This is a genomic window from Actinomadura sp. NPDC000929 (assembly GCF_040492065.1).
In the GTDB taxonomy this organism is placed as follows: domain Bacteria; phylum Actinomycetota; class Actinomycetes; order Streptosporangiales; family Streptosporangiaceae; genus Spirillospora; species Spirillospora verrucosospora.
The window spans coordinates 43390-64234 of sequence record NZ_JBEUPA010000014.1 but is presented as its reverse complement, the minus strand read 5'-3'; the positions used below and the strand labels follow the sequence as shown (position 1 = coordinate 64234).

General features: G+C 73.4%; 17 protein-coding genes. 8 read left to right on the top strand and 9 right to left on the bottom strand.

The features are described from left to right. Nucleotides 1–93 precede the first annotated feature (93 nt). Entirely contained in the window at nucleotides 94–693 is a 600-nt protein-coding gene (locus ABWI04_RS08145) for a TIGR03086 family metal-binding protein (RefSeq protein WP_345171305.1), read from the top strand. Here ABWI04_RS08145 and ABWI04_RS08140 read toward each other — a convergent pair. The 3 genes from ABWI04_RS08140 to ABWI04_RS08130 form a co-directional block, all read right to left on the bottom strand. Next, entirely contained in the window at nucleotides 690–1427 is a 738-nt protein-coding gene (locus ABWI04_RS08140; RefSeq protein WP_353831937.1) for a hypothetical protein, read from the bottom strand. The genes ABWI04_RS08145 and ABWI04_RS08140 overlap by 4 nt on opposite strands. 36 nt (nucleotides 1428–1463) lie before the next feature. Next, entirely contained in the window at nucleotides 1464–1898 is a 435-nt protein-coding gene (locus tag ABWI04_RS08135) for a hypothetical protein (protein WP_345171311.1), read from the bottom strand. Between the two features lie 84 nt (nucleotides 1899–1982). After that, complete coding sequence (locus ABWI04_RS08130) at nucleotides 1983–3191, bottom strand: acetyl-CoA C-acetyltransferase (RefSeq protein ID WP_353831936.1); 1209 nt, start codon at nucleotides 3189–3191, stop codon at nucleotides 1983–1985. 160 nt (nucleotides 3192–3351) lie between these two features. Here ABWI04_RS08130 and ABWI04_RS08125 point away from each other — a divergent pair, with 160 nt between their 5' ends. Next, complete coding sequence (locus ABWI04_RS08125) at nucleotides 3352–4893, top strand: 3-hydroxyacyl-CoA dehydrogenase (protein ID WP_345171315.1); 1542 nt, start codon at nucleotides 3352–3354, stop codon at nucleotides 4891–4893. Between the two features lie 39 nt (nucleotides 4894–4932). On the opposite strand, the gene ABWI04_RS08120 is transcribed toward ABWI04_RS08125, so the two are convergent. Then, nucleotides 4933–6429, bottom strand: a complete 1497-nt coding sequence (locus ABWI04_RS08120; RefSeq protein WP_353831935.1) for an MFS transporter — start codon at nucleotides 6427–6429, stop codon at nucleotides 4933–4935. Nucleotides 6430–6538: 109 nt separating this feature from the next. Here ABWI04_RS08120 and ABWI04_RS08115 point away from each other — a divergent pair, with 109 nt between their 5' ends. After that, on the top strand, nucleotides 6539–7252 hold the full coding sequence (locus ABWI04_RS08115; RefSeq protein WP_345171320.1) for a TetR/AcrR family transcriptional regulator C-terminal domain-containing protein: 714 nt from the start codon (nucleotides 6539–6541) through the stop codon (nucleotides 7250–7252). Nucleotides 7253–7290: 38 nt separating this feature from the next. On the opposite strand, the gene ABWI04_RS08110 is transcribed toward ABWI04_RS08115, so the two are convergent. The 3 genes from ABWI04_RS08110 to ABWI04_RS08100 all read right to left on the bottom strand — a co-directional run bounded on the left by ABWI04_RS08110 (nucleotide 7291) and on the right by ABWI04_RS08100 (nucleotide 12636). Beyond that, nucleotides 7291–8523, bottom strand: coding sequence for a CU044_5270 family protein (locus ABWI04_RS08110; protein ID WP_353831934.1), 1233 nt, complete (start codon nucleotides 8521–8523; stop codon nucleotides 7291–7293). Continuing rightward, nucleotides 8520–9158, bottom strand: coding sequence for an RNA polymerase sigma factor (locus tag ABWI04_RS08105; RefSeq protein WP_345171324.1), 639 nt, complete (start codon nucleotides 9156–9158; stop codon nucleotides 8520–8522). The genes ABWI04_RS08110 and ABWI04_RS08105 overlap by 4 nt, the downstream gene beginning before the upstream one ends. 133 nt (nucleotides 9159–9291) lie before the next feature. Next, entirely contained in the window at nucleotides 9292–12636 is a 3345-nt protein-coding gene (locus tag ABWI04_RS08100) for a S8 family serine peptidase (RefSeq protein WP_353831933.1), read from the bottom strand. A 291-nt stretch (nucleotides 12637–12927) separates the two neighbouring features. On the opposite strand from ABWI04_RS08100, the gene dnaK reads away from it, so the two are divergent. The 5 genes from dnaK to clpB all read left to right on the top strand — a co-directional run bounded on the left by dnaK (nucleotide 12928) and on the right by clpB (nucleotide 19883). Then, entirely contained in the window at nucleotides 12928–14793 is a 1866-nt protein-coding gene (gene dnaK / locus ABWI04_RS08095; protein WP_353831932.1) for a molecular chaperone DnaK, read from the top strand. 73 nt (nucleotides 14794–14866) lie between these two features. Then, nucleotides 14867–15520 carry a nucleotide exchange factor GrpE gene (gene grpE / locus ABWI04_RS08090; RefSeq protein WP_345171330.1) on the top strand — a complete coding sequence of 218 codons (654 nt, stop codon included), beginning with the start codon at nucleotides 14867–14869 and terminating at the stop codon, nucleotides 15518–15520. A gap of 84 nt (nucleotides 15521–15604) precedes the next feature. After that, nucleotides 15605–16774: a molecular chaperone DnaJ gene (dnaJ, locus tag ABWI04_RS08085; RefSeq protein ID WP_345171332.1), complete on the top strand. Its 1170-nt coding sequence runs from the start codon at nucleotides 15605–15607 to the stop codon at nucleotides 16772–16774. Nucleotides 16775–16779: 5 nt separating this feature from the next. Further along, on the top strand, nucleotides 16780–17226 hold the full coding sequence (locus ABWI04_RS08080; protein ID WP_345171334.1) for a heat shock protein transcriptional repressor HspR: 447 nt from the start codon (nucleotides 16780–16782) through the stop codon (nucleotides 17224–17226). A 59-nt stretch (nucleotides 17227–17285) separates the two neighbouring features. Then, complete coding sequence (clpB, locus tag ABWI04_RS08075; protein WP_345171336.1) at nucleotides 17286–19883, top strand: ATP-dependent chaperone ClpB; 2598 nt, start codon at nucleotides 17286–17288, stop codon at nucleotides 19881–19883. Nucleotides 19884–19935: 52 nt separating this feature from the next. On the opposite strand, the gene ABWI04_RS08070 is transcribed toward clpB, so the two are convergent. Together ABWI04_RS08070 and ABWI04_RS08065 are read right to left on the bottom strand one after the other, a co-directional pair. Beyond that, the gene (locus tag ABWI04_RS08070; protein WP_345171338.1) at nucleotides 19936–20307 is read right to left on the bottom strand and encodes a hypothetical protein; all 372 of its coding nucleotides are present in this window, start codon (nucleotides 20305–20307) and stop codon (nucleotides 19936–19938) included. A 64-nt stretch (nucleotides 20308–20371) separates the two neighbouring features. Continuing rightward, nucleotides 20372–20833: a roadblock/LC7 domain-containing protein gene (locus tag ABWI04_RS08065; RefSeq protein WP_345171340.1), complete on the bottom strand. Its 462-nt coding sequence runs from the start codon at nucleotides 20831–20833 to the stop codon at nucleotides 20372–20374. Nucleotides 20834–20845 lie beyond the last annotated feature (12 nt).

Below are 20845 nucleotides of genomic sequence, written 5' to 3'. Positions count from 1 at the left end.
ATGAGTATCCGGCGGGTTCCGAGTCCATATCACCGAGCGGGGCGCGTCCACCGGCGTCCCGTCCAGCGGTATGCGAGACGGAAGGATGCACCTATGACCTCGACTCCCGACCTCGGCCCCGCCGCCCGGCGGATGGCCGCCCTGCTCGCGGACGTGCGCGACTCCCAGCTCACCGGGCCCACGCCCAACGGCGGCATGCCGCTCGGCGCCCTCATCGACCATGTGGACGGCCTGGTCCTGGCCTTCACCTGGGCGGCGGCGAAGGACTTCCCGGAGGGCCCGTCGCAGCCGCCGTCCGCCGACGCCGCCCGGCTCGCCCCGGGCTGGCGCACCCGCATCCCCGAGCGGCTCGACGCGCTGACCGCGGCCTGGCGCTCCCCGGAGGCGTGGCAGGGCATGACCCAGGCCGGCGGCGTCGACCTGCCCGGCGACCAGGCCGGCTTCGTCGCGATGAACGAGCTGGTCGTGCACGGCTGGGACGTCTCCCGCGCCATCGGCCGGTCCTACGACGCCGGGGCGGACGAGATCGAGGCGTGCCTGGGCTTCGTCGCCCCGGCCGTCGAGCAGAGCGGCGGCCAGGGCGTCCCGGGCCTGTTCGGCCCCGCCGTCGAGGTGGGCGATGACGCGTCCGCGCTCGACCGCCTCCTCGCCCTGACCGGCCGCGACCCGTCCTGGACGGCGGAGCGCGGCTAGCTCTCCGAGGGCTCCGAGACGTGCACGAGGAGGTCGTGGACGAAGTAGGCCTTCATCGGGCGTCCGCCGAGCTCGAACGGCACGACGTGGTAGTACATGTTCGGGTACTGCGTGGGCTCCCAGCCGAAGAACGCCTCGGCCTCCGTCCGCAGGACCGCCCAGGGGCGCATGTCGTCGGCCGACCGCATCGGCTCGCCCGACCTGCGGACGAACCGCTTGTCGACGACATAGCCGCCGACAAGCCTGTCCGTGCTCTCGGGCTCCAGCCAGAAGTCGGTGTCGTTCGTGCTCGTGTGCTCCAGCCAGAAGTCGGGCCAGAGCGGGAGGGCGAACCGGTGCCGGGAGGGGCCGCCGCTGACCGGCTCGCCCAGGATCACCGCCATGTCCTTGATCTTCAGGAGGTCCGGGCTCTTCCACTCGGCGGCCTCCTCCACCAGGGCCTCCGGCGGGTCGTCGTAGGGCGCCGGCAGTTCCGGGAGGGACGGGCTGACACCGCGCATCTCGTTGAGGAGGGACAGCTGGTAGCCCTCCACGGTCGCCGAGCGCGAGGGCCGGGGCTCGGGGTCGGCGAAGCGCTCGCACGACCAGCACCACCAGGGCGCGGGCGGGCCCATGCAGCCGCCGGTGTAGTAGATCTCGCGGCGCTCGTGACGCCGGTACGGCGTGTCGTCGACGGGCATGCCGTACTCGACCGGGACCAGCGGACCGTCACACTGTTCGCACTTCGGACTCATGCCACCTCAGACGCCACCGGCGGCCCGTGTGTTCGATCAGATGATCCCGCTGGTGTAGATCTTCGTGTAGGACTGGCTGCCGACGAAGGGGTTGTTGACGGCCCACAGGTAGCCGTTCTGGTATTCCGGCACGTCGAAGTCGCACATCACCCAACCGCCCGCCTCACCGCGGTTGTTGAAGCACTCCCGGTACCACGACGAGGACGGTTCGTTGTCCTGGAGCGTTCCGGCGGCGGACGCTCCGTTCGCCGCGGTGTCCTTCACCCACACCTTGTCCCCGTACTCGGCGAAGCACGCCTTCGCGCCGCTGGTCGACACGCACCAGACGCTGGAGCCGTCCGCCGCCGGCGGCGCGCCGCTCGGCGTGCCCGTCGCGGCCGACGCCACGCCCGCCGTCAGGGCCGCCGTCCCGGCCGTGACGAGCACCGCCGTCGCGGGAACCACCGTCAGTGCGCGCAACAACCTGTTCATGCGATTCCCCTCGCTACCTGGCGAATTTCATCGATCTCGTGATGACTCGCGACATCCAACCACGAGGGTGATCGGGGGTCCCGGTCAGGCGCGCTCGAAGATCGCGGCGAGGCCCTGGCCTCCGCCGATGCACATGGTCTCCAGGCCGTAGCGGGCGCCCCGGCGGTCCATCTCGCGGGCGAGGGTCGCGAGGATGCGGGCGCCGGTCGCGCCGACGGGGTGCCCGAGGGAGATGCCGGAGCCGTGCACGTTGACGCGGTCCCAGTCGGCGTCCTTCAGGCCCCACTCGCGGGCGACGGCGAGGACCTGCGCGGCGAACGCCTCGTTCAGCTCGACGAGGTCGATGTCGGCGAGGGTGAGGCCGGCGGCGTCCAGGGCCCTGGCGGCGGCGGGGACGGGGCCGATGCCCATCGTCTCGGGCGGCACCCCGGCGCGGCCCCAGGAGACGAGCCGGACGAGGGGCCGCAGGCCCAGGTCGGCGGCGCGTTCGGGCGTGGTGACCACGCAGGCGGCGGCCGCGTCGTTCTGGCCGCTGGAGTTGCCGGCCGTGACCGTGGCCTCGGGGTCCGCCTTGCCGAGGACGGAACGCAGCTTCGCCAGCCCCTCGACCGTGGTGCCGGGACGCGGGTGCTCGTCGGCGTCGACGACCGTGTCGCCCTTCCGCGACCGGACGGTCACCGGGACGATCTCCTCGGCGAAGACCCCCGACCGCTGGGCGGCGACCGCACGCTCGTGGGACCGGGCGGCCAGCTCGTCCTGCTCGCGGCGCCCGATCCCGTACTCGCGGCGCAGGTTCTCGGCGGTCTCCAGCATCCCGCCGGGAACGGGATGGCGGACGCCGCCGGCGGTGACGCGTCCCCGCGCGAGCGCGTCGTGCAGTTCGAGGGACGGCCCGCGCACGCCCCAGCGCGCCGCGGTCGTGTAGAACGGCGCGCCGCTCATGCTCTCCGCGCCGCCCGCGATGATCACATCGCTGACCCCGGTCTGGATCTGCATGGCGGCGTTCAGGACGGCCTGGAGCCCGGACCCGCACCGCCGGTCGAGCTGGGTCCCGCCGACCGTGACCGGGAGCCCGGCGTCCAGGGCGGCCACGCGCCCGATGGCGGGGGCGTCGGAGGTGGGGTAGCAGTGCCCGAGGATCACCTCGTCGACCGCGTCCCCGGGCAGGCCGGTCCGCTCGACCAGGGCGCGGACGACGGCGGCGGCGAGCTCGGCGGCCGTGACGGTGCTGAGCGCTCCGCCGAACCGGCCGATGGGGGTCCGCAGCGGCTCGCAGATCACCGCGTCGCGCATGGTGGTCTCCTCGGGACGGGGGCGCGGGCACTTCGCAGGGTACGGCCCGTCGCCGGGAGGCGGCGTCCGGGCTTCCGCGCGGTGGAGTTGAATGCTGGGTACCCATGGCGGTGGCGAACCGGGACGTGGGCCAGAGGGCTGGGCGAGCGCGGGAGGCGACGTGGAGCAGTGGGCGGGCCGGGCGGCGACGATCAGGGTGATCGGCGCAGGGGCGATGGGGCGCGGGATCGCGCAGCTCGCCGCGGCGGGCGGGCTGACGGTGGAGCTGGCCGACATCCGGACGCAGGCCGTGATGGAGGCGGCCGAGCACGTCGGGGCCATGTTCGACAGGCTCGCCGCGAAGGGGCGCATGACGGCGGCCGACGCGGAGGCGGCGAAGGGGCGGCTCCGGCCGGTCGGCGAGCCGCTCACCCCGTTCCAGGACTGCGACCTCGTCGTGGAGGCCGTCCGGGAGGACATGGAGACCAAGCGGGAACTGTTCAGGTCGCTGGAGAAGGTCTGCCCGGAGCACACCGTCTTCGCGACCAACACCAGTTCGCTGCCGGTGACGGCGATCGCCGCCGCGCTGGACGACCCGTCCCGGGTGGCGGGGCTGCACTTCTTCAATCCGGTGCCGCTGATGAAGCTCGTCGAGGTGATCCCGGGGGCGCGCACGGCCGAGTGGATCCCGGACGCGCTCGCCGACCTCGTAAGGCGTCTCGGTCACACTCCGGTGCTCGCGCCCGACGCGCCGGGGTTCCTCGTCAACCACGCTGGGCGCGGCCTGGTGACGGAGGCGCTGCAGATCCTCTCCGAGGGCGTCGCCGAGCCCGTGGACATCGACCGCATCGCGCGGGACGTCCTCGGCCTGAAGATGGGGCCGTGCGAACTTCTGGACCTGACCGGGATGGACGTGTCGCACCCGGTGATGGAGTCCATCTGGACGGGCTTCTACACCGAGCCGCGGTTCCGTCCGTCCAGGATCGGCAGGGCGCGCCTGGAGGCGGGGCTTCTAGGACGCAAGACCGGCGAGGGCTTCTACAAGTACGTGGACGGGGTGAAGCAGGAGCCCGCCGAGCCCGGCGCCCCGGCCGTCGACTTCCGGCCCGTCTGGTTCCAGGAACCGCAGCACCGCGAGACGCTGGGGATGCTGCTGTCCGAGGCCGGGGTGGAGGTCGAGGCCGGTGACGAGCCGTCCGAGGAGGCCGTCCTGCTGGTCGACGCCGCGACGGACATGAGCGTCGCGGCCCAGGTCGGCAACGGCCTCCCCGGGGAGCGGACCCTCGGGATCGACGGGTTCTTCGGGTTCTTCGGCCGGATCACCCTCACCGTGCAGCCCGCGCTCGACCCGGACGCGGGCCGCGCGGCGCTCGCCGCCCTCCTCGCCACGGGACGGCCGGTGACCGTCGTGCGGGACGCGCCCGTCGCCGTCGCGCCGCGGCTGCTGGCGTCGATCGTCAACGTGGGCTGCGGCATCGCCGAGCAGCGGCTGGCCGTTCCCGCCGACGTCGACACCGCCGTCCGGCTCGGGCTCGGCTACCCGCGCGGGCCGCTGGAGTGGGGCGACCACGTGGGCGCCGGGCGCGTCCTCGACGTCCTGGAGCAGATGCACGAGGCGACCGGCGACCCGCGTTACCGTCCGAGCGGCTGGCTGACCGAACGCGTCGCGCTCGGCCTGCCGCTCACCGAGACGGGCACCGCCCCGTCCGACCTGCTCGCCTAGCGCCTCAACCGGTCGGCTCGACGGGGTACGGGGACCTCTTCACGCGGGCTCGGCGACCTTCCCGGCGGGCGCGGGCGCGGGGCGGCGGGCGCGCACGACGAAGGCGGCGAACAGGGCGGCGGCCAGCATCGCGCCGCACGCGGCGAACGAGGCGGCCGACACCGCGTGGGCGAAGGCGTCGCGCGCGGCGCGGGCGAGGCCGGGGTCGCCGGTCGCCAGGGCCTCACCCAGCGAATGGCGCGCCGCCGCGGGCGCGGCGCCGGGGAGGTCGCGGGCGTAGACGGCGGAGACGACGCTGCCGAGGACGGCGACGCCGAGCGCGCTGCCGAGCTCCTGACCGGCGTCGTTCACCGCCGAGCCGACCCCGGCCTCCTCGGGCGGGACGGCGGCCATGAGGGTGCTGTAGGCGGGCGGTGTGCCGAGCCCGGCGCCGAAGCCGAGGACGGCGAGCCCGACCGCGAGCACGGCGTAGCCGTCGTCCGGCTCCGCCAGGCCGAGGGCCAGGAAACCGGCCGCGGTGACGGAGAAGCCGGCGACGAGGGCGGGACGGGCGCCGAACCGGGACTCCAGCGACGCGCCGACGCCGTTGCCGACGCCCGCGGAGACGGCGACCGGAAGCAGCGCGAGCCCGGCCTCGAGCGGGCCGTAGCCGTGCACCGACTGGAGCAGCTGGGTCAGGGCGAACAGCGTCCCGGCCAGCGCGAAGCCGAACAGCGCGATCATGACGGCGGCCCCGGAGAAGTCGCGGTCGCGCAGCAGGCGCAGGTCGAGCATCGGCTCGGGGTTGCGGTGCTGCCAGGCGGCGAACAGGGCGAGCGCGGCGGCGCCGGCGGCCAGCCCGCCGAGCGTGCGGGCGCCGGTCCAGCCGTGCGCGGGGCCGGAGATGACCGCCCACACCAGCGCCGACATGCCCGCGGTGGACAGCGCGGCGCCGGGCACGTCGGGGCGGCGGCGCGGCCCGCGCGACTCGGGGACGAGGAGCAGCAGCCCGGCGACGGCGGCCGCGGCGACGGGCACGTTCACCAGGAAGACCGAGCCCCACCAGAAGTGCTCCAGCAGGAACCCGCCGAGCGTCGGCCCGGCGGCGAGCCCGACCATGGACGTCGCGCCCCAGATCGCGAACGCCTTCGCGCGCTCGTCCGGGCCGAACACCTGCGCCATGATCGACAGGGTCCCCGGCATGAGGAGCGCGCCTCCCACGCCCATCAGCGCCCGCATCGCGACGAGCTCGCCGGGGGATCCCGCGAAGGCCGCGAGCAGCGACCCGGCGCCGAAGAGCGCGAAGCCGGCCAGCATCGCGCGGCGGCGCCCGTGCCGGTCGCCGAGGGCGCCCGCCGTGATCAGCAGGCCGGCGAACGCCAGCGAGTAGGCGTCGATCACCCACTGGACGTCGGACGTGGTGGCGTCCAGGTCCCGCAGCAGGGACGGGATCGCCACGTTGAGGATCGTGTTGTCGACCACGACGACGAACAGGCTGAGGCACAGCACGCCGAGGATCTGCCAGCGCCGCGGATGCGGGGCGATGGGCTCGTCCATGACCACTCCAGGTTTCTCGTACAGCGTTCGATTTGGCTCGCACACTGTACGACTTCACTCGTACAGTGTTCAAGTCCCGGTACTCTGTACGGGAGCGAGGAGGGTACGCATGGCCGAGGAGAGCAGGGCGCCGTCCGTCTGGGTGCGGCCGGAACGCGCGCGGCGGGGCCGGCCCGCCCTCGGCCGGACGCAGATCGTCGACGCCGCGCTCGACCTGCTCGACGCCGAGGGGCTGGACGGCCTCAGCATGCGCCGCCTCGGCACCCGCCTGAACGCGGGCGCGACCTCGGTCTACTGGCACGTCGCGAACAAGGACGAGCTGCTGGAGCTCGCCCTCGACCGGGTCATGGCCGAGGTGGCGGTCCCGGCCGGGGACGGCTGGCGGGCCGCCGCGACCGGCTACGCGCGCAGCCTCCGCGCGATGATCCACCGGCACCCGTGGACGGTGACGCTGTTCGGCGGCCGCCCGATGATCGGCCCGAACGCGACCCGCGTCCTGGACGAGGTGCTCGCCGCGTTCGGCTCCGCCGGGTTCACCGGCTTCGACCTGGAGTACGCCTGGTCGGCGGTGGTCGACTACGTCATCGGCGCGGCCGGCAGCGAGGCGAGCTGGCAGCGCGCCCAGCCCGGCACGTCCGCCGCCGACTGGGTCGAGAACCTCGGCCCCTACCTGGACCGGCTGGACGAGGAGCGCCCCGGGCTCGCGTCGCACATCCGCGAGATCTGGATGAAGGAGACCGGCGACGTCCTGGAGGGCCGCTTCGCGTTCGGGCTCGCCTGCGTCCTCGACGGCCTCGAAGCGCGCAGGCCCCCCGCCCGGTAGCGGGCGGGGGGCCTGCGCGCGACCCGGTCGAGGACGGATCAGAAGGGCAACTCCGCGGGCGGCTTCGGCTTGGCGTCGGTCCAGCCCGCCGAGCGGACGGCCTGGTACTCGATGACGAAGCCCGGCTTCATCCGCGCGTACGGGCCCCCCGGCCGGGTCAGCACGTACTGCCGGGACAGCAGCGCGCCGGTCCGCTCGTCGAAGACGATCGTCTGGCGGGCGCGGTAGGTCCCCTGCTCGGCCTTCGGCGTTCCGTACTCCGCGGTGATCGTGACATCGCGCTCCCCGGCCGCCAGCGCGACGCCCCGGCGGCCCAGCGGGTCCGTGACGTGGCCGATCGCGTGGATGCCCGGCTGCGCGGCCAGCGCCTTCATCAGGCCCGCCCGCACCTTCGGCGGGAGCGGGGTGCCGAGCAGCGCCGACACCCGCATGATCTTGAGGGTCGCGGTCTGGGCGGGGCCCATGCGCAGCGCCTCGGCCATCGCCTTCTTGGATTTCGGGTTCAGGCCCGCGGCCCGCCCCATCGCGTCGTCGTCGAGGAACATCGCGGCGAGCCTGGCCGGGTCGGTCGGCAGGTTCCGCAGCTCCTCAACCGACTTGTCCAGGAACACCCCGCCGCCCTCCGGGTCGACGCCGACCTCGGGGCCCTCCGACCGCCACTTCGTCGCCTTGGTGCTGTAGGTGTAGTAGTGGTCGTTGGACCAGACGCGGATGTTCGACGGTGACCCGGCCTTGCGCCACAGCGCCTCGTCCGCCGGGGTCTGCGGACGCGCCGGCAGGTCGCGGCTGTAGTACGCCTCGCCCATCCCCTTCTTCGCGCCGGTCCAGTTGAACGTCTCGTCGTGCGCGCCGAAGATCGCGTACGTTCCCGTCCGCGCCCGCACCACGTAGGCCTGACCGCTGAGCCTCTCCGCGGACCAGTAGTTGCCGGTCGGCTGCTCGGCGGCCCTGTCCGCCGCCACCAGCACCGCCTGCCTGCCCAGGTCGACGGAGGCGGGCGGCGCGTCCGGCGGCGAACCCGGGGAGCCCTGGCCGGTGGCCACGATGGCGACGGCCGCCGCCGCCCCGGCCGCGACGAGCCCCGCGCCCAGGTGGAGCGGCCAGCCGAAGCGCCGCCGCCCCGCCCTGGAGGGCCGGAGGTGCCTCCCGCCCGGCGCCATCGCCTCCTCCAGCCGGGCCAGCGCCCGCGCCGACGCCTCCGCCGACGGGGGCGGCGGCTCCCCCAGCAGCCGCCGGACCCGGGCCGTCTCGTTCATGTCGATCTCGTTCACGCGGGCGTCTCCTCAACGATCAGCGCGGGATGGGTTCCGCCGAGCGACTCCCTCAGGCGGCGCCGGGCGCGGTGCAGGCGGGACGCGACGGTGCCCGTCTTGAGGCCGAGCGCCTGGCCGACCTCCTCGTAGGTCAGGTCGGCCAGCGCCACCAGCAGCAGGACGTCGCGGTCGCCGCGCGGCAGCCGGGCCAGCGCGTCGGCGAGGTCCGCGCCCGCCCCGCCGGCGGTGACGCGCGCCGTGACCCGGTCCTCGTGGCCGTCCTGGACGTGCTCGGCGGGGGTGCGCGCCAGCGCCCGGTAGCGGCGGCCCTCCGCGCGCCGGTGCAGCCCGATCAGCCGCGTCGCGATCCCGTACAGCCACGGGCGGACCGTCCCCCTGTCGGGGTCGAAACGGCCGCGCTTGTTGAACGCGGCGAGGAAGGTCTCGGCGGCGATGTCGTCCGCCGCGTCGACGCCGAGGCGCCGCGCCGCGTACCCGTGGATCGCGGAGAAGTGCCGGTGGAAGATCTCCGCGAACGCGGCGGGCTCGCGCCGCGACCGGACGATCGCCGCCGCGTCCGAGGCGTCGGAGCCGGACGCGCCCGGCTCCGCACCGGACCGGGACCCGGGGTCCGGCGGGTGGTGGTGGGCCATGGAGTGATCCTCGTCGTCGGGGGGAGTGCTCGGTCACCCCGCTCTCAACCGATCCCCCGATCACCCTTCACGCGCACGCGCCCCCCGCCCGGACGACCGGACGAGGGGCGCGTTCGGCCCTTTCGCGGCGCGGCTACCGGACGCGGTAGGCGCGGATGACGCGCTGGTCGACGCCGCTGCCGCCCGCGTCCTGCGCGGTGACGCGCAGCGAGACGGCCTGCCCCTTGACGGGCGCCGGGAGCGGCGCGGCGAACCGCCCGCCGCCGAGCGGCCTTACCTGGACGTCCTGCCAGGTCCCGCCGTCGTCAACGGACGTCCGGAAGCGCAGCCCGGTGACCTCGGCCCGGCCGGAGCCCGCCATCCGCGCGACGGTGAACACGGCGGGCTCACCGGACGGCTGGTTGCGCAGGTCGAGGTTCAGGTCGTAGTCGACGAGCAGGAGCGGGAGGTTGGCGCTCCTGCCGCCGCGCGGCTCGCGGGAGCGGAACGTCCAGGACGTCGACGTGCGGGTCGACACCGGGAGGATCGCCGACGCGTCGTTGTCGTATGTCAGCCGGTAGTCCGCCTCGCCGGACGGGACGGTGAACTCCCCGAACGGGCCGTCCTTCTCGCCCACCTTCTGGTCGCCGGCGAACAGCGCCATGTGCCCCTTCACCTCGTGCATGGCGCAGTCGAACCCGTCCGGGCGGGTCTGGAGGTCGACGAGCGCGACGCGCATGCTCTGCCCGGTGCGGGCAGCGGGGTACCGGGCGCAGCCGCTGGGCGTGACGCCGGTGCCCGAGTAGGGTCCGGGGCGCAACGGCTGGAGGCCCCAGCGGGCGGAGACCCGCTCGCCCGGCTCCAGCTTGCCGAAGGGCCCTTGGTCCACCCAGAACTCCTCACCGAACTTGACGAACCCCTCGTCGCCCCACAGCATGCCGGGGACGGTCGAGACGTAGTCGGTCCGGGACGTCCCGGGCTTGACGTCGCCGGCCGCGTCGAAGGTCAGCAGGCCCTCCGGGCTGATGCCGTAGCGCTTCTCGCTCATGGGGATGCCCGGGTCCCCGTCGAAGGCGGCGAACTCCTGGTCGACGCGGGCCATCCGCTTGAGCTCGGCGCCGGTGACCACGTGCGTCGGGTCGGCGGGGATTCCGCCGCCCAGCGGGTGGACGACGTCGTAGACCGTGCCGGGCGCGGTCAGCCGGTGGTTGGTGTACGCGCTGAACGTCCCGGTCTGGACGCCGCCCATCGGCTGGGCGTACACGGGCGCGTTCGCGGGATCGAAGGAATAGGCGCTGAACCACCACAGCCCCTGGCCGGCGTCGCGGACCATGTCCGCGGACATCATCGTCTGCTCGGTCTCGACGCCCTCGACGCGCGCGCCGACCCGCACGGCGGCAGCGCCGTCGAGCGTGACGGTCGCGGGCCCTCCGACGACCACCTCGGGGTCGCCGGCGAGAGCCGAACGCCAGTCGCCGAAGTCGTCCACGTTGCCGAGGACCGCGTAGCGGCCGTCGGGGACGCGGACCTTCGCCGTTCCGGTGGCGTCGACCCACTCGGAGAACAGCGCCATGTCGGCCAGATCGACCACCGTCGCGGAGGCGGAGAAGTTCGCGGGGTCGGTGCCGGGCAGCGGCGTGGCCCTGATCGTGAGGTCGTGCGACGGGGGCTCGACGTAGAACGTCACGGGCGTTTCGAGGACGGCGCCGCCGCCCTTCGCCGTCACCACGGCCGTGTACAGGCCGGGACGGTCGGCGAGTTCGGCCGCGTTCACGGTCAGCGGGGCCTCGCCGGCGCCGCCCGCCGGGACGTCCACGGCCGCCGGGACGCTCGCCGCGCCGTCCGCCGCGTGCCCGCGGCGGTCGACGACCTTCACGCTCAACCGCAGGCGGACGGGGCCGGACGACTGGGACGTCCAGCCGAGCTTCGTCGACAGCGCGCCGTGCTCGGGGAACCGGGACGTGCCGAGATCGACGATGCTCTGCGCGGCGAGGACGGGGCTCTTCGCGGCCTCCCCGACGTCGAGGCGTCCGGCGCCGCGCTCGTAGGCGTCGCCGCCGGTCACGGGGTCGGCCGTCCCGACGAGGGCGGCCTTGAGGCGGGCCGGCCCCCAGTCCGGGTGCCTCGCCGCGAGCAGCGCGGCGGCGCCGGCGACGTGCGGCGTGGCCATCGACGTCCCGGACGACTTCGTGTAGGCCGCCCCGGTCGGGGTGCCCATGGCGGTGCCCTCGGCGCGGGCCGCGACGATGTCGACGCCCGGCGCGACGATCTCCGGTTTGGCGGCGTGGCCGCGCGGCCCCCGGCTGGAGAACTCCGCGAGCCGGTCGCGGGCGTCGACCGCCCCGACGGTCAGCGCGGCGTCGGCCGTGCCGGGCGAACCGACCGACCCGACCAGGCCGTCGTTGCCCGCCGCGACGACGAACAGCGTCCCGTGCCGCTTCGTCAGGTCGTTCAGGGCCAGCGAGAGGGGGTCCGCGCCGTCGGTGGGGGCGCCGCCGAGGCTCATGTTGACGACGTCGGCGCGCGGCGCCGCCCACTCCATTCCGGCGATCACGCTGGAGTCGGTGCCGGAGCCCTCGTCGTCGAGGACCTTGCCGATCAGCAGGTCCGCGTCCGGGGCGACGCCCTTGCGCCGCCCCTCCGAGGCGGCGCCCGTCCCGGCGACGGTCGAGGCGACGTGCGTGCCGTGCCCGAACCGGTCGGCGGTGCCGGCCGACTCGGAGAAGTTCCTCGTCTCGGCGATGCGTCCCTTGAGGTCGGGGTGCCCGGCGTCCACGCCCGTGTCCAGGACGGCGACCTTCGCGCCCTTGCCGGTGTATCCGGCGCGCCAGGCCTCCGGCGCGCCGACCTGCCGCAGGTTGCGGTCGAGCCGCCCGGCGGCGGGGGCGGTCGGGGCGGTGTTCGCCTTGACCTTGCCGTCCAGCCAGATGTGCCGGATCCCGCCCGTCGCCTTCAGGGAGGGGCCTCGCATCCCGGCCAGCGTCCTGCCGAGGGCGCTCGCGTCGCTCTTGGACTGCCGCACGGCGACGGCGCCGATGCTCGGCAGGTCCCGCGTCTTGTCGAGCGTCCCTCCGAGCGCCGACAGGGAGCGCGCGTCCTTGTCGCGCTGGACGATCAGCGGCAGGTCCTTGCTGCGGGCGTCGTCGTAGCCCTGCGCGACCAGGGCGGTCACGTCGAACAGCTCGGGGTCGATCAGCCGGCCGACCAGCCCGGCGACGTCGATCGGGACGACCACGACGTGCCCGTCCGGGCGGATCTCCTTGCGGAACGCGCGCTTCTCCCGCCCGGGTGCGGGGGTCACCGAGACGAGCGGGGGCCTGCCCCTGACCGTCCGGACGGCGACCACGTCCCCGGTCAGCAGGGTCACCTTCCAGGAACCGCGGGTGTCCAGGCCGCCCGAGGGGCTCGGCGCGGCGTGCGCGGGCGGCGGGACGGCGGCCAGCGCCCCGGCCGCCGTCAGGAGGCCGAGCAGGGCCCGGCTCCGGCGTCTGTGGGTCATCGAGTCTCCTCTGCCATCGCCGTCCCGCGATGGGACGGTCGATGTTGATCACCCGCAGAGGCCGATCGAGTTCACGGCCGGCGCGGGCGCCCGCGGGGCCGCGCCGGGAACCGGAATAGGGCGCTCACTCGTCCTGTTGTAGAGGTCGTCAGCAAAGTTGAGTCCGGCCGACTCAAGTCATTTGACAAGGATGAGATCGCCGGGCAACCTAGCGGGCAGAAGACTCAACCGGCCGCGCCTCGGGGGCGACCGGGGCTGCGATACCACCGGATACGACGGAGGACGAGAAACATGGCACGTGCGGTCGGCATCGACCTCGGGACGACCAACTCGGTCGTCGCGATCCTGGAGGGCGGCGAGCCCACCGTCATCGCGAACGCGGAGGGGTCGCGGACCACGCCGTCCGTCGTCGCCTTCGCCAAGAACGGCGAGGTCCTGGTCGGCGAGGTCGCCAAGCGCCAGGCGGTGACCAACGTCGACAGGACGATCCGGTCGGTCAAGCGCGAGATGGGCACCGACTGGAAGACCAAGATCGACGACAAGGACTTCAACCCGCAGCAGATCAGCGCGTTCGTGCTGCAGAAGCTCAAGCGGGACGCCGAGTCCTACCTGGGCGAGACGGTCACCGACGCGGTCATCACCGTCCCCGCCTACTTCTCCGACCACCAGCGCCAGGCCACCAAGGAGGCCGGCCAGATCGCGGGCCTGAACGTCCTGCGCATCATCAACGAGCCGACCTCGGCGGCGCTGGCCTACCACCTGGAGAAGGAGAACGAGGCCACCATCCTGGTGTTCGACCTCGGCGGCGGCACGTTCGACGTGTCCCTGCTGGAGGTCGGCGACGGCGTGGTCGAGGTGAAGGCCACCAGCGGCGACAACCACCTGGGCGGCGACGACTGGGACAACAAGGTCGTCGACTGGCTGGTCGAGCGCTTCAAGAACGCCAACGGCGTCGACCTGTCCAAGGACAAGATGGCGCTGCAGCGGCTCCGCGAGGCCGCGGAGAAGGCCAAGATCGAGCTGTCCGGCTCGTCCGAGACGCAGATCAACCTGCCCTACATCACCGCGTCCGCCGAGGGCCCGCTGCACCTGGACGAGAAGCTCACCCGCGCCGAGTTCCAGCGGATGACCTCCGACCTCCTGGAGCGCACCAAGGCGCCGTTCCAGCAGGTGCTGAAGGACGCCGGCATCTCGGTGAGCGAGATCAACCAGGTCGTCCTGGTCGGCGGCTCCACCCGGATGCCCGCGGTCTCCGAGCTGGTCAAGGAGCTGACCGGCGGCAAGGAGCCGAACAAGGGCGTCAACCCCGACGAGGTCGTCGCGATCGGCGCCAGCCTCCAGGCCGGCGTGCTCAAGGGCGAGGTCAAGGACGTCCTGCTGCTGGACGTGACCCCGCTGAGCCTCGGCATCGAGACCAAGGGCGGCATCTTCACCAAGATCATCGAGCGGAACACCACGATCCCGACCAAGCGGTCGGAGACGTTCACCACCGCCGACGACAACCAGCCGTCCGTGGAGATCCAGGTCTACCAGGGCGAGCGCGAGATCGCCGCGTACAACAAGAAGCTCGGCACCTTCCAGCTCACCGGTCTGCCGCCGGCGCCGCGCGGCGTCCCGCAGATCGAGGTCACCTTCGACATCGACGCCAACGGCATCGTGAACGTCAGCGCGAAGGACCAGGGCACCGGCCGCGAGCAGTCGATGGTCATCACGGGCGGCAGCGCGCTGCCCAAGGACGACATCGAGAAGATGATGCGCGACGCCGAGCAGTACGCCGAGGAGGACCGCCGGCGCAAGGAGGAGGCCGAGGTCCGCAACCAGGCCGACACCCTCGCGTACTCGACCGAGAAGTTCCTGCGGGAGAACGACGAGAAGGTCCCCGCGGAGCTGAAGACCGAGGTGAACGACGCGGTCGCCGAGGTCAAGAAGGCCCTGGAGGGCACCGACGTCGACGCGATCAAGGGCAGCGCCGAGAAGCTCGCGCAGGTGAGCCAGAAGATGGGCGCCGCGATGTACGCGCAGAACCCCGAGGGCGCCCAGGCCGGCGCCGAGGACCACGGGCCGACGGCCGGCGCCCGGGGCGGCCAGCCGCAGGACGACGAGGTCGTCGACGCCGAGATCGTCGACGAGGACAAGCCGAAGGAGGAGGGCCGATGACCGCAGCGAAGCGAGGATCTTCGGCCCTCCACCCCGGGGGTCTGGGGGGCGTCCCCCAGAAGGGTGGTGCGTCGTGACGTCCTCTCCCAACGGGGGCGAGGAGAAGGAGGGCCCGGTGATCCGCGACAAGCGGCGCATCGATCCCGAGACGGGGGAGGTCCGGGCGCAGGCGGGGGAGACCCCCGCGGCCCCGGAGGCCCCGGTGGACGGGGCCGGCGCCAAGGCCACGGGCGAGGAGGACTCCTCGCTGAAGACCCAGCTGGCGGAGCGGCTCGCCGACCTCCAGCGCCTGAAGGCGGAGTACGACAACTACCGCAAGCGCGTCGAGCGCGACCGGGTCGCCGTCCGCGAGCAGGCCCTCGGGCAGGTGCTGTCCGAGCTGCTCCCGGTGCTGGACGACATCGGCCGCGCCCGGGAGCACGAGGAGCTCACCGGCGGCTTCAAGTCCGTCGCGGAGAGCCTCGAGGCGGTCACCGGCAAGCTCGGCCTGGAGCGGTACGGGGAGAAGGGCGAGCCCTTCGACCCGGTCGTGCACGAGGCGCTGATGCACTCGCACTCGGCCGAGGTGACCGAGACGAGCGTCACCGACGTCCTGCAGCCCGGCTATCGGATCGGCGAGCGGGTCCTGCGGCCCGCCCGCGTGGCGGTGGCCGACCCCGCTCCGGACTCCGGAGCCGGGGAGTCCGGCGGCGGGCCGGACGAGGCGGACGACGAAACGAGCGAATGATCCCCATGGGGCCCGCCCGCGAGGGCGGGCCCCGCAGGGGCCCGAAGACATGTGGCATGTGGCGATAGCAGAAGGCGGGGCGCCGTGAGCACCAAGGACTACCTGGAGAAGGACTACTACAAGGTCCTCGGTGTCGCGAAGTCGGCCTCGCAGGAGGAGATCAAGAAGTCCTACCGGAAGCTGGCGCGCAAGTACCACCCGGACGCCAACAAGGGCGACGCCGAGGCCGAGGACCGCTTCAAGGAGGTCTCGGAGGCCTACGACGTCCTGTCGGACGAGAAGCGCCGCAAGGAGTACGACGCGGTGCGCTCGATGCCGGGCGGCTTCCGCGGCCAGCAGGGCGGCGGATTCGGGTTCGACCTCGGCGACCTGTTCGGCCAGACCGGCGGGACGCAGCCGGGCGGCGCCGGAGAGCGCATCGGCGACCTGTTCGGCGGCCTGTTCGGCGGCCGCGGCGGCGGTGGCACCCGCACGGCGGGGACGCGGCGCGCGCGGCGCGGCGCGGACGTCGAGACCGAGGTGACCCTGTCGTTCGGCCGCGCGATGAACGGCGTCACCGTTCCGATCAAGCTGACCAGCGAGGCGGCCTGCGACGGCTGCCGCGGGACGGGCGCCAAGGCCGGCACCGTGCCGCGGGTGTGCCCGAGCTGCGAGGGCACCGGGCACGAGACCCGCAACCTCGGCAACTTCGGCTTCCAGGAGCCGTGCAAGGAGTGCCGCGGACGGGGCCTCGTCGTGGACGACCCGTGCCCGATCTGCCACGGCAGCGGCCGCGCGACCGGCACGCGGACCATCCAGGCCCGCATCCCGGCGGGCGTCGCGGACGGGCAGAAGATCCGGCTGAAGGGCAAGGGCGCGCCCGGCGAGAACGGCGGCCCGGCCGGCGACCTGTACGTGAACATCAAGGTGCTGCCGCACCAGGTGTTCGGGCGCAGCGGCGACAACCTGACGCTGACCGTCCCGGTGACGTTCCCCGAGGCGGCGCTCGGCGGCGAGATCCGGGTGCCGACCTTCCAGGGGCAGCCCGTCACGCTGAAGCTGCCCGAGGGCACCCCGAACGGCCGCAAGTTCCGCGTGAAGGGCCGGGGCGCGCCGCGGCGCGACGGCACGAAGGGCGACCTGCTGGTCACGGTCGACGTGCACGTCCCGCAGAAGCTCGACGAGCAGGCGCGCGAGGCGCTCGACCGGCTCCGGACGGCGGGCGCCGGCGAGGACCTGCGCGCGGACCTCCTCCAGCAGGCCAGACAGGAGTGATCTTCATGGATCCCTTCGGCGACGACACTCCGGTCTACGTGATCTCCGTGGCGGCGCAGCTGTCCGGACTGCACCCGCAGACGCTGCGCACCTACGACCGGATGGGCCTGGTGTCCCCCGGCCGGACGGCGGGCCGGGGACGCCGCTACTCGATGCGGGACATCGTGATGCTCCGGGAGATCCAGCGGCTCTCCCAGGAGGAGGGCGTCAACCTGTCCGGCATCAAGCACATCCTGGAGCTGCAGCGCGACAACGTGCGGCTCCGCGAGGAGCTCGGCAAGGCGCACGCGGCGCTGGAGGACCTCGCGAACGAACTCGAATCGACCCGGGCGGTCGCGGCGCGGCTCGCGCAGCAGCGGCGGCACGGGGAGCCGGGCGGCACTCCCGGCGCCGACCTCGTGCCCATCAGGCGCACGAGCGTCGTGGTGTGGCACGAGCGCGACTCGGACTGAACAAAGGCAGTGTCGGGGGTCTGGGGGTTGCCCCGGAAGGAAGAGCACGGGGTGGGGCGATGGACTACAAGCTGACGCAGAAGAGCCAGGAGGCGCTGTCGATCGCGGTCCGCAGGGCGGCGGCCGAGGGGCACCCCGAGGTGGACCCGCAGCACCTGCTGGTGGCCCTGATCGGGCTGCCGGACGGGACGGCGGTGCCGCTGCTGGAGGCGGTCGGCGCCGACTGGCAGGTGATCCGGCGGCGGGCGGAGGAGCAGCTCGCGGCGATGCCGAAGGCGCAGGGGTCGACGGTGGCGACGCCGCGGCTGTCCGGCCAGCTCCAGCGGTCGGTCAACACGGCGGCCAACCGGGCGCAGCAGCTGGAGGACGAGTACGTCTCGACCGAGCACCTGCTGGTCGGGCTGGCGGCGGACGGCGGTCCGGCGGCGGGCCTGCTGAAGGAGTTCGGCGCGACGCCCGAGGCGCTGCTGGAGGCGTTCGAGAAGGTGCGCGGCCACGCCCGCGTCACCAGCGAGAACCCCGAGGGCACCTACCAGTCGCTGGAGAAGTACGGCGTCGACCTGACGGCGGCGGCCCGCGACGGCCGGCTCGACCCGGTCATCGGCCGCGACCCGGAGATCCGCCGGGTGATCCAGGTGCTGTCGCGCCGGACGAAGAACAACCCGGTGCTGATCGGCGAGCCCGGCGTCGGCAAGACGGCCGTGGTGGAGGGCCTGGCCCAGCGGATCATCGCGGGCGACGTCCCCGAGTCGCTGCGCGGCAAGCGGCTGGTCTCGCTGGACCTCGGCGCGATGGTCGCGGGCGCGAAGTACCGCGGCGAGTTCGAGGAGCGGCTGAAGGCCGTCCTCAACGAGATCAGGAAGAGCGAGGGGCAGGTCGTCACGTTCATCGACGAGCTGCACACCGTCGTCGGCGCGGGCGCGGCCGAGGGCGCGATGGACGCCGGCAACATGCTGAAGCCGATGCTGGCCCGCGGCGAGCTGCGGATGATCGGCGCGACGACGCTGGACGAGTACCGGGAGCGGATCGAGAAGGACGCCGCCCTGGAGCGCCGGTTCCAGCAGGTGTTCGTCGGGGAGCCGACCGTCGAGGACACGATCGCGATCCTGCGCGGGCTGAAGGGCCGGTACGAGGCGCACCACAAGGTGCAGATCAACGACTCGGCGATGGTGGCGGCGGCGACGCTGTCCGACCGCTACATCACCTCCCGGTTCCTGCCGGACAAGGCGATCGACCTGGTGGACGAGGCCGCGTCCCGGCTGCGCATGGAGATCGACTCCCGGCCGGTCGAGGTCGACGAGCTGCAGCGCGCCGTCGACCGGCTGAAGATGGAGCAGATGAACCTGGAGAAGGAGACCGACGAGGCGTCCCGGCAGCGCCTCGAACGGCTCCGCGCCGACCTCGCCGACCGGCAGGAGCAGCTGAGCGGCCTGAACGCCCGCTGGGAGCGGGAGAAGGCGGAGCTGAACCGGGTCGGCGAGATCAAGGAGCGGATCGACCAGCTGCGCGGCGAGGCCGCGCGGGCCGAGCGCGACGGCGACCTGGAGACGTCCTCGCGGCTCGTCTACGGCGAGATCCCGGCGCTGGAGAAGCAGCTGGAGGAGGCGTCGGAGGCGACCGAGACCCGCGACACGATGGTCAAGGAGGAGGTCGGCCCGGACGACGTCGCCGACGTGGTCGCGTCCTGGACGGGCATCCCGGCGGGGCGGCTGCTCGAAGGCGAGACCGCGAAGCTGCTGCGCATGGAGGACGAGCTCGGCAGGCGGCTGATCGGCCAGGAGACCGCGGTCCGCACGGTGTCGGACGCGGTGCGCCGCGCCCGCGCGGGCATCTCCGACCCCGACCGGCCGACCGGCTCGTTCCTGTTCCTCGGCCCGACGGGCGTCGGCAAGACGGAGCTGGCGAAGGCCCTCGCGGAGTTCCTGTTCGACGACGAGCGGGCGATGACCCGCATCGACATGAGCGAGTACTCCGAGAAGCACAGCGTCGCCCGCCTGGTCGGCGCGCCGCCCGGATACATCGGCTACGAGGAGGGCGGCCAGCTCACCGAGGCCGTCCGGCGCCGCCCGTACTCGGTGGTCCTGCTGGACGAGGTGGAGAAGGCGCACCCGGAGGTCTTCGACATCCTGCTGCAGGTGCTGGACGACGGCCGCCTCACCGACGGCCAGGGCCGCACGGTCGACTTCCGCAACACGATCCTGATCCTCACCTCCAACATCGGGTCGCAGTTCCTCGTCGACCCGACGCTGGAGAACGGGGCCAAGCGGGAGGCGGTGTGGAACGCCGTCCGGAACTCGTTCAAGCCGGAGTTCCTCAACCGCCTGGACGACGTGATCCTGTTCGACGCCCTGTCGACCGACGAGCTGACCCGGATCGTCGACCTCCAGGTGGACCGGCTGGCCGACCGCCTCGCCGACCGGCAGCTCACGCTGCGGGTCACGCCCGCGGCCCGCGAGTGGCTGGCGCTGACCGGCTACGACCCGCTGTACGGCGCGCGGCCGCTGCGCCGGCTGGTGCAGACGGCGATCGGCGACCAGCTCGCCCGCGAGCTGCTGTCCGGTGAGGTCCGCGACGGGGACGAGGTGGTCGTCGACCTCGACGAGGCCGCCGACCGCCTGACCGTCCAGCCGTCGAGCGGCCTGAAGATGACGAAGTGACCGCGCGAAGGCGGCCCGGGGATCCTTTTCCCCGGGCCGCCTTCGCGTTCCGTCAGACCTCGAGGTTCTCCTCGATCTCGCGGAGGCGGTGGCGGGCGAGCGCCAGGTTGCCGCGGGCGCGGTCGAGCGCCATGTAGAGGAACAGCCCCTTGCCCTTGCGGCCGGTGACCGGCCGGATGACGTGGTACTGGCTGGAGATGCTGATGAGGATGTCCTCGATCTCCTCCTTGATGCCGAGCTGGTCCATCGTGCGGAGCTTGGCGCGCACCACCTCGGTGTTTCCGGCGGCCGCGACCTGCAGGTCGAGGGCCTTGGAACTGCCGAGCTGGCCGAGGGCCATCCCGCTGTTGTAGTCGACGACGGCGACGCCGATGGCCCCGTCGATCGTCATCATGTCCTTGAGCGCGAGATCGAGGTTGGACATGGTGCTCCCTTTCCTTGTCGTGTGCGCTTCGTTGTCGTGCGCTTCGTTGCGTGGCGCCGCGCCGTCAGGGGCGGCGCGCGCCCGTGAGGTGGGCGGCGATGGCGCGGGCGGCGGGCCGCGACTCCAGATGGAGGCGGCCCACGTTGACGTCCGGGTCGGCGAGGACGGTGAGGGACGCGGTGGGTCCGGCGGCGTAGATGACCACGTAGCCGTCCACGCCGCGGATCACGACCTCGTGGAAGGCGCCGCCGTGCGCGGTCTGCGCGATCCGGTGGGCGAGGGACAGGCCCGTCGCCGTCACGGCCGCCATGCCGGCGGGCTCGACGGCCCCGGGCAGGTCGTGCGCGATGAGCAGCCCGTCCACCGAGGCCACGAGGCTCCCGTCGAGCCGCGGGACACGGGTCCGCAGCGACCTCAGCTCCGCCGCCACCGCCTGCTCCGTCGCGCGCACCGCCGCGGCCCCCGCGGCCGGTGCGCCCGGCGTGCCCGGTGCGCCCGCCGGGCCGGCCCCCGCTCGTTTCGCCACCTTCGCCAGCCT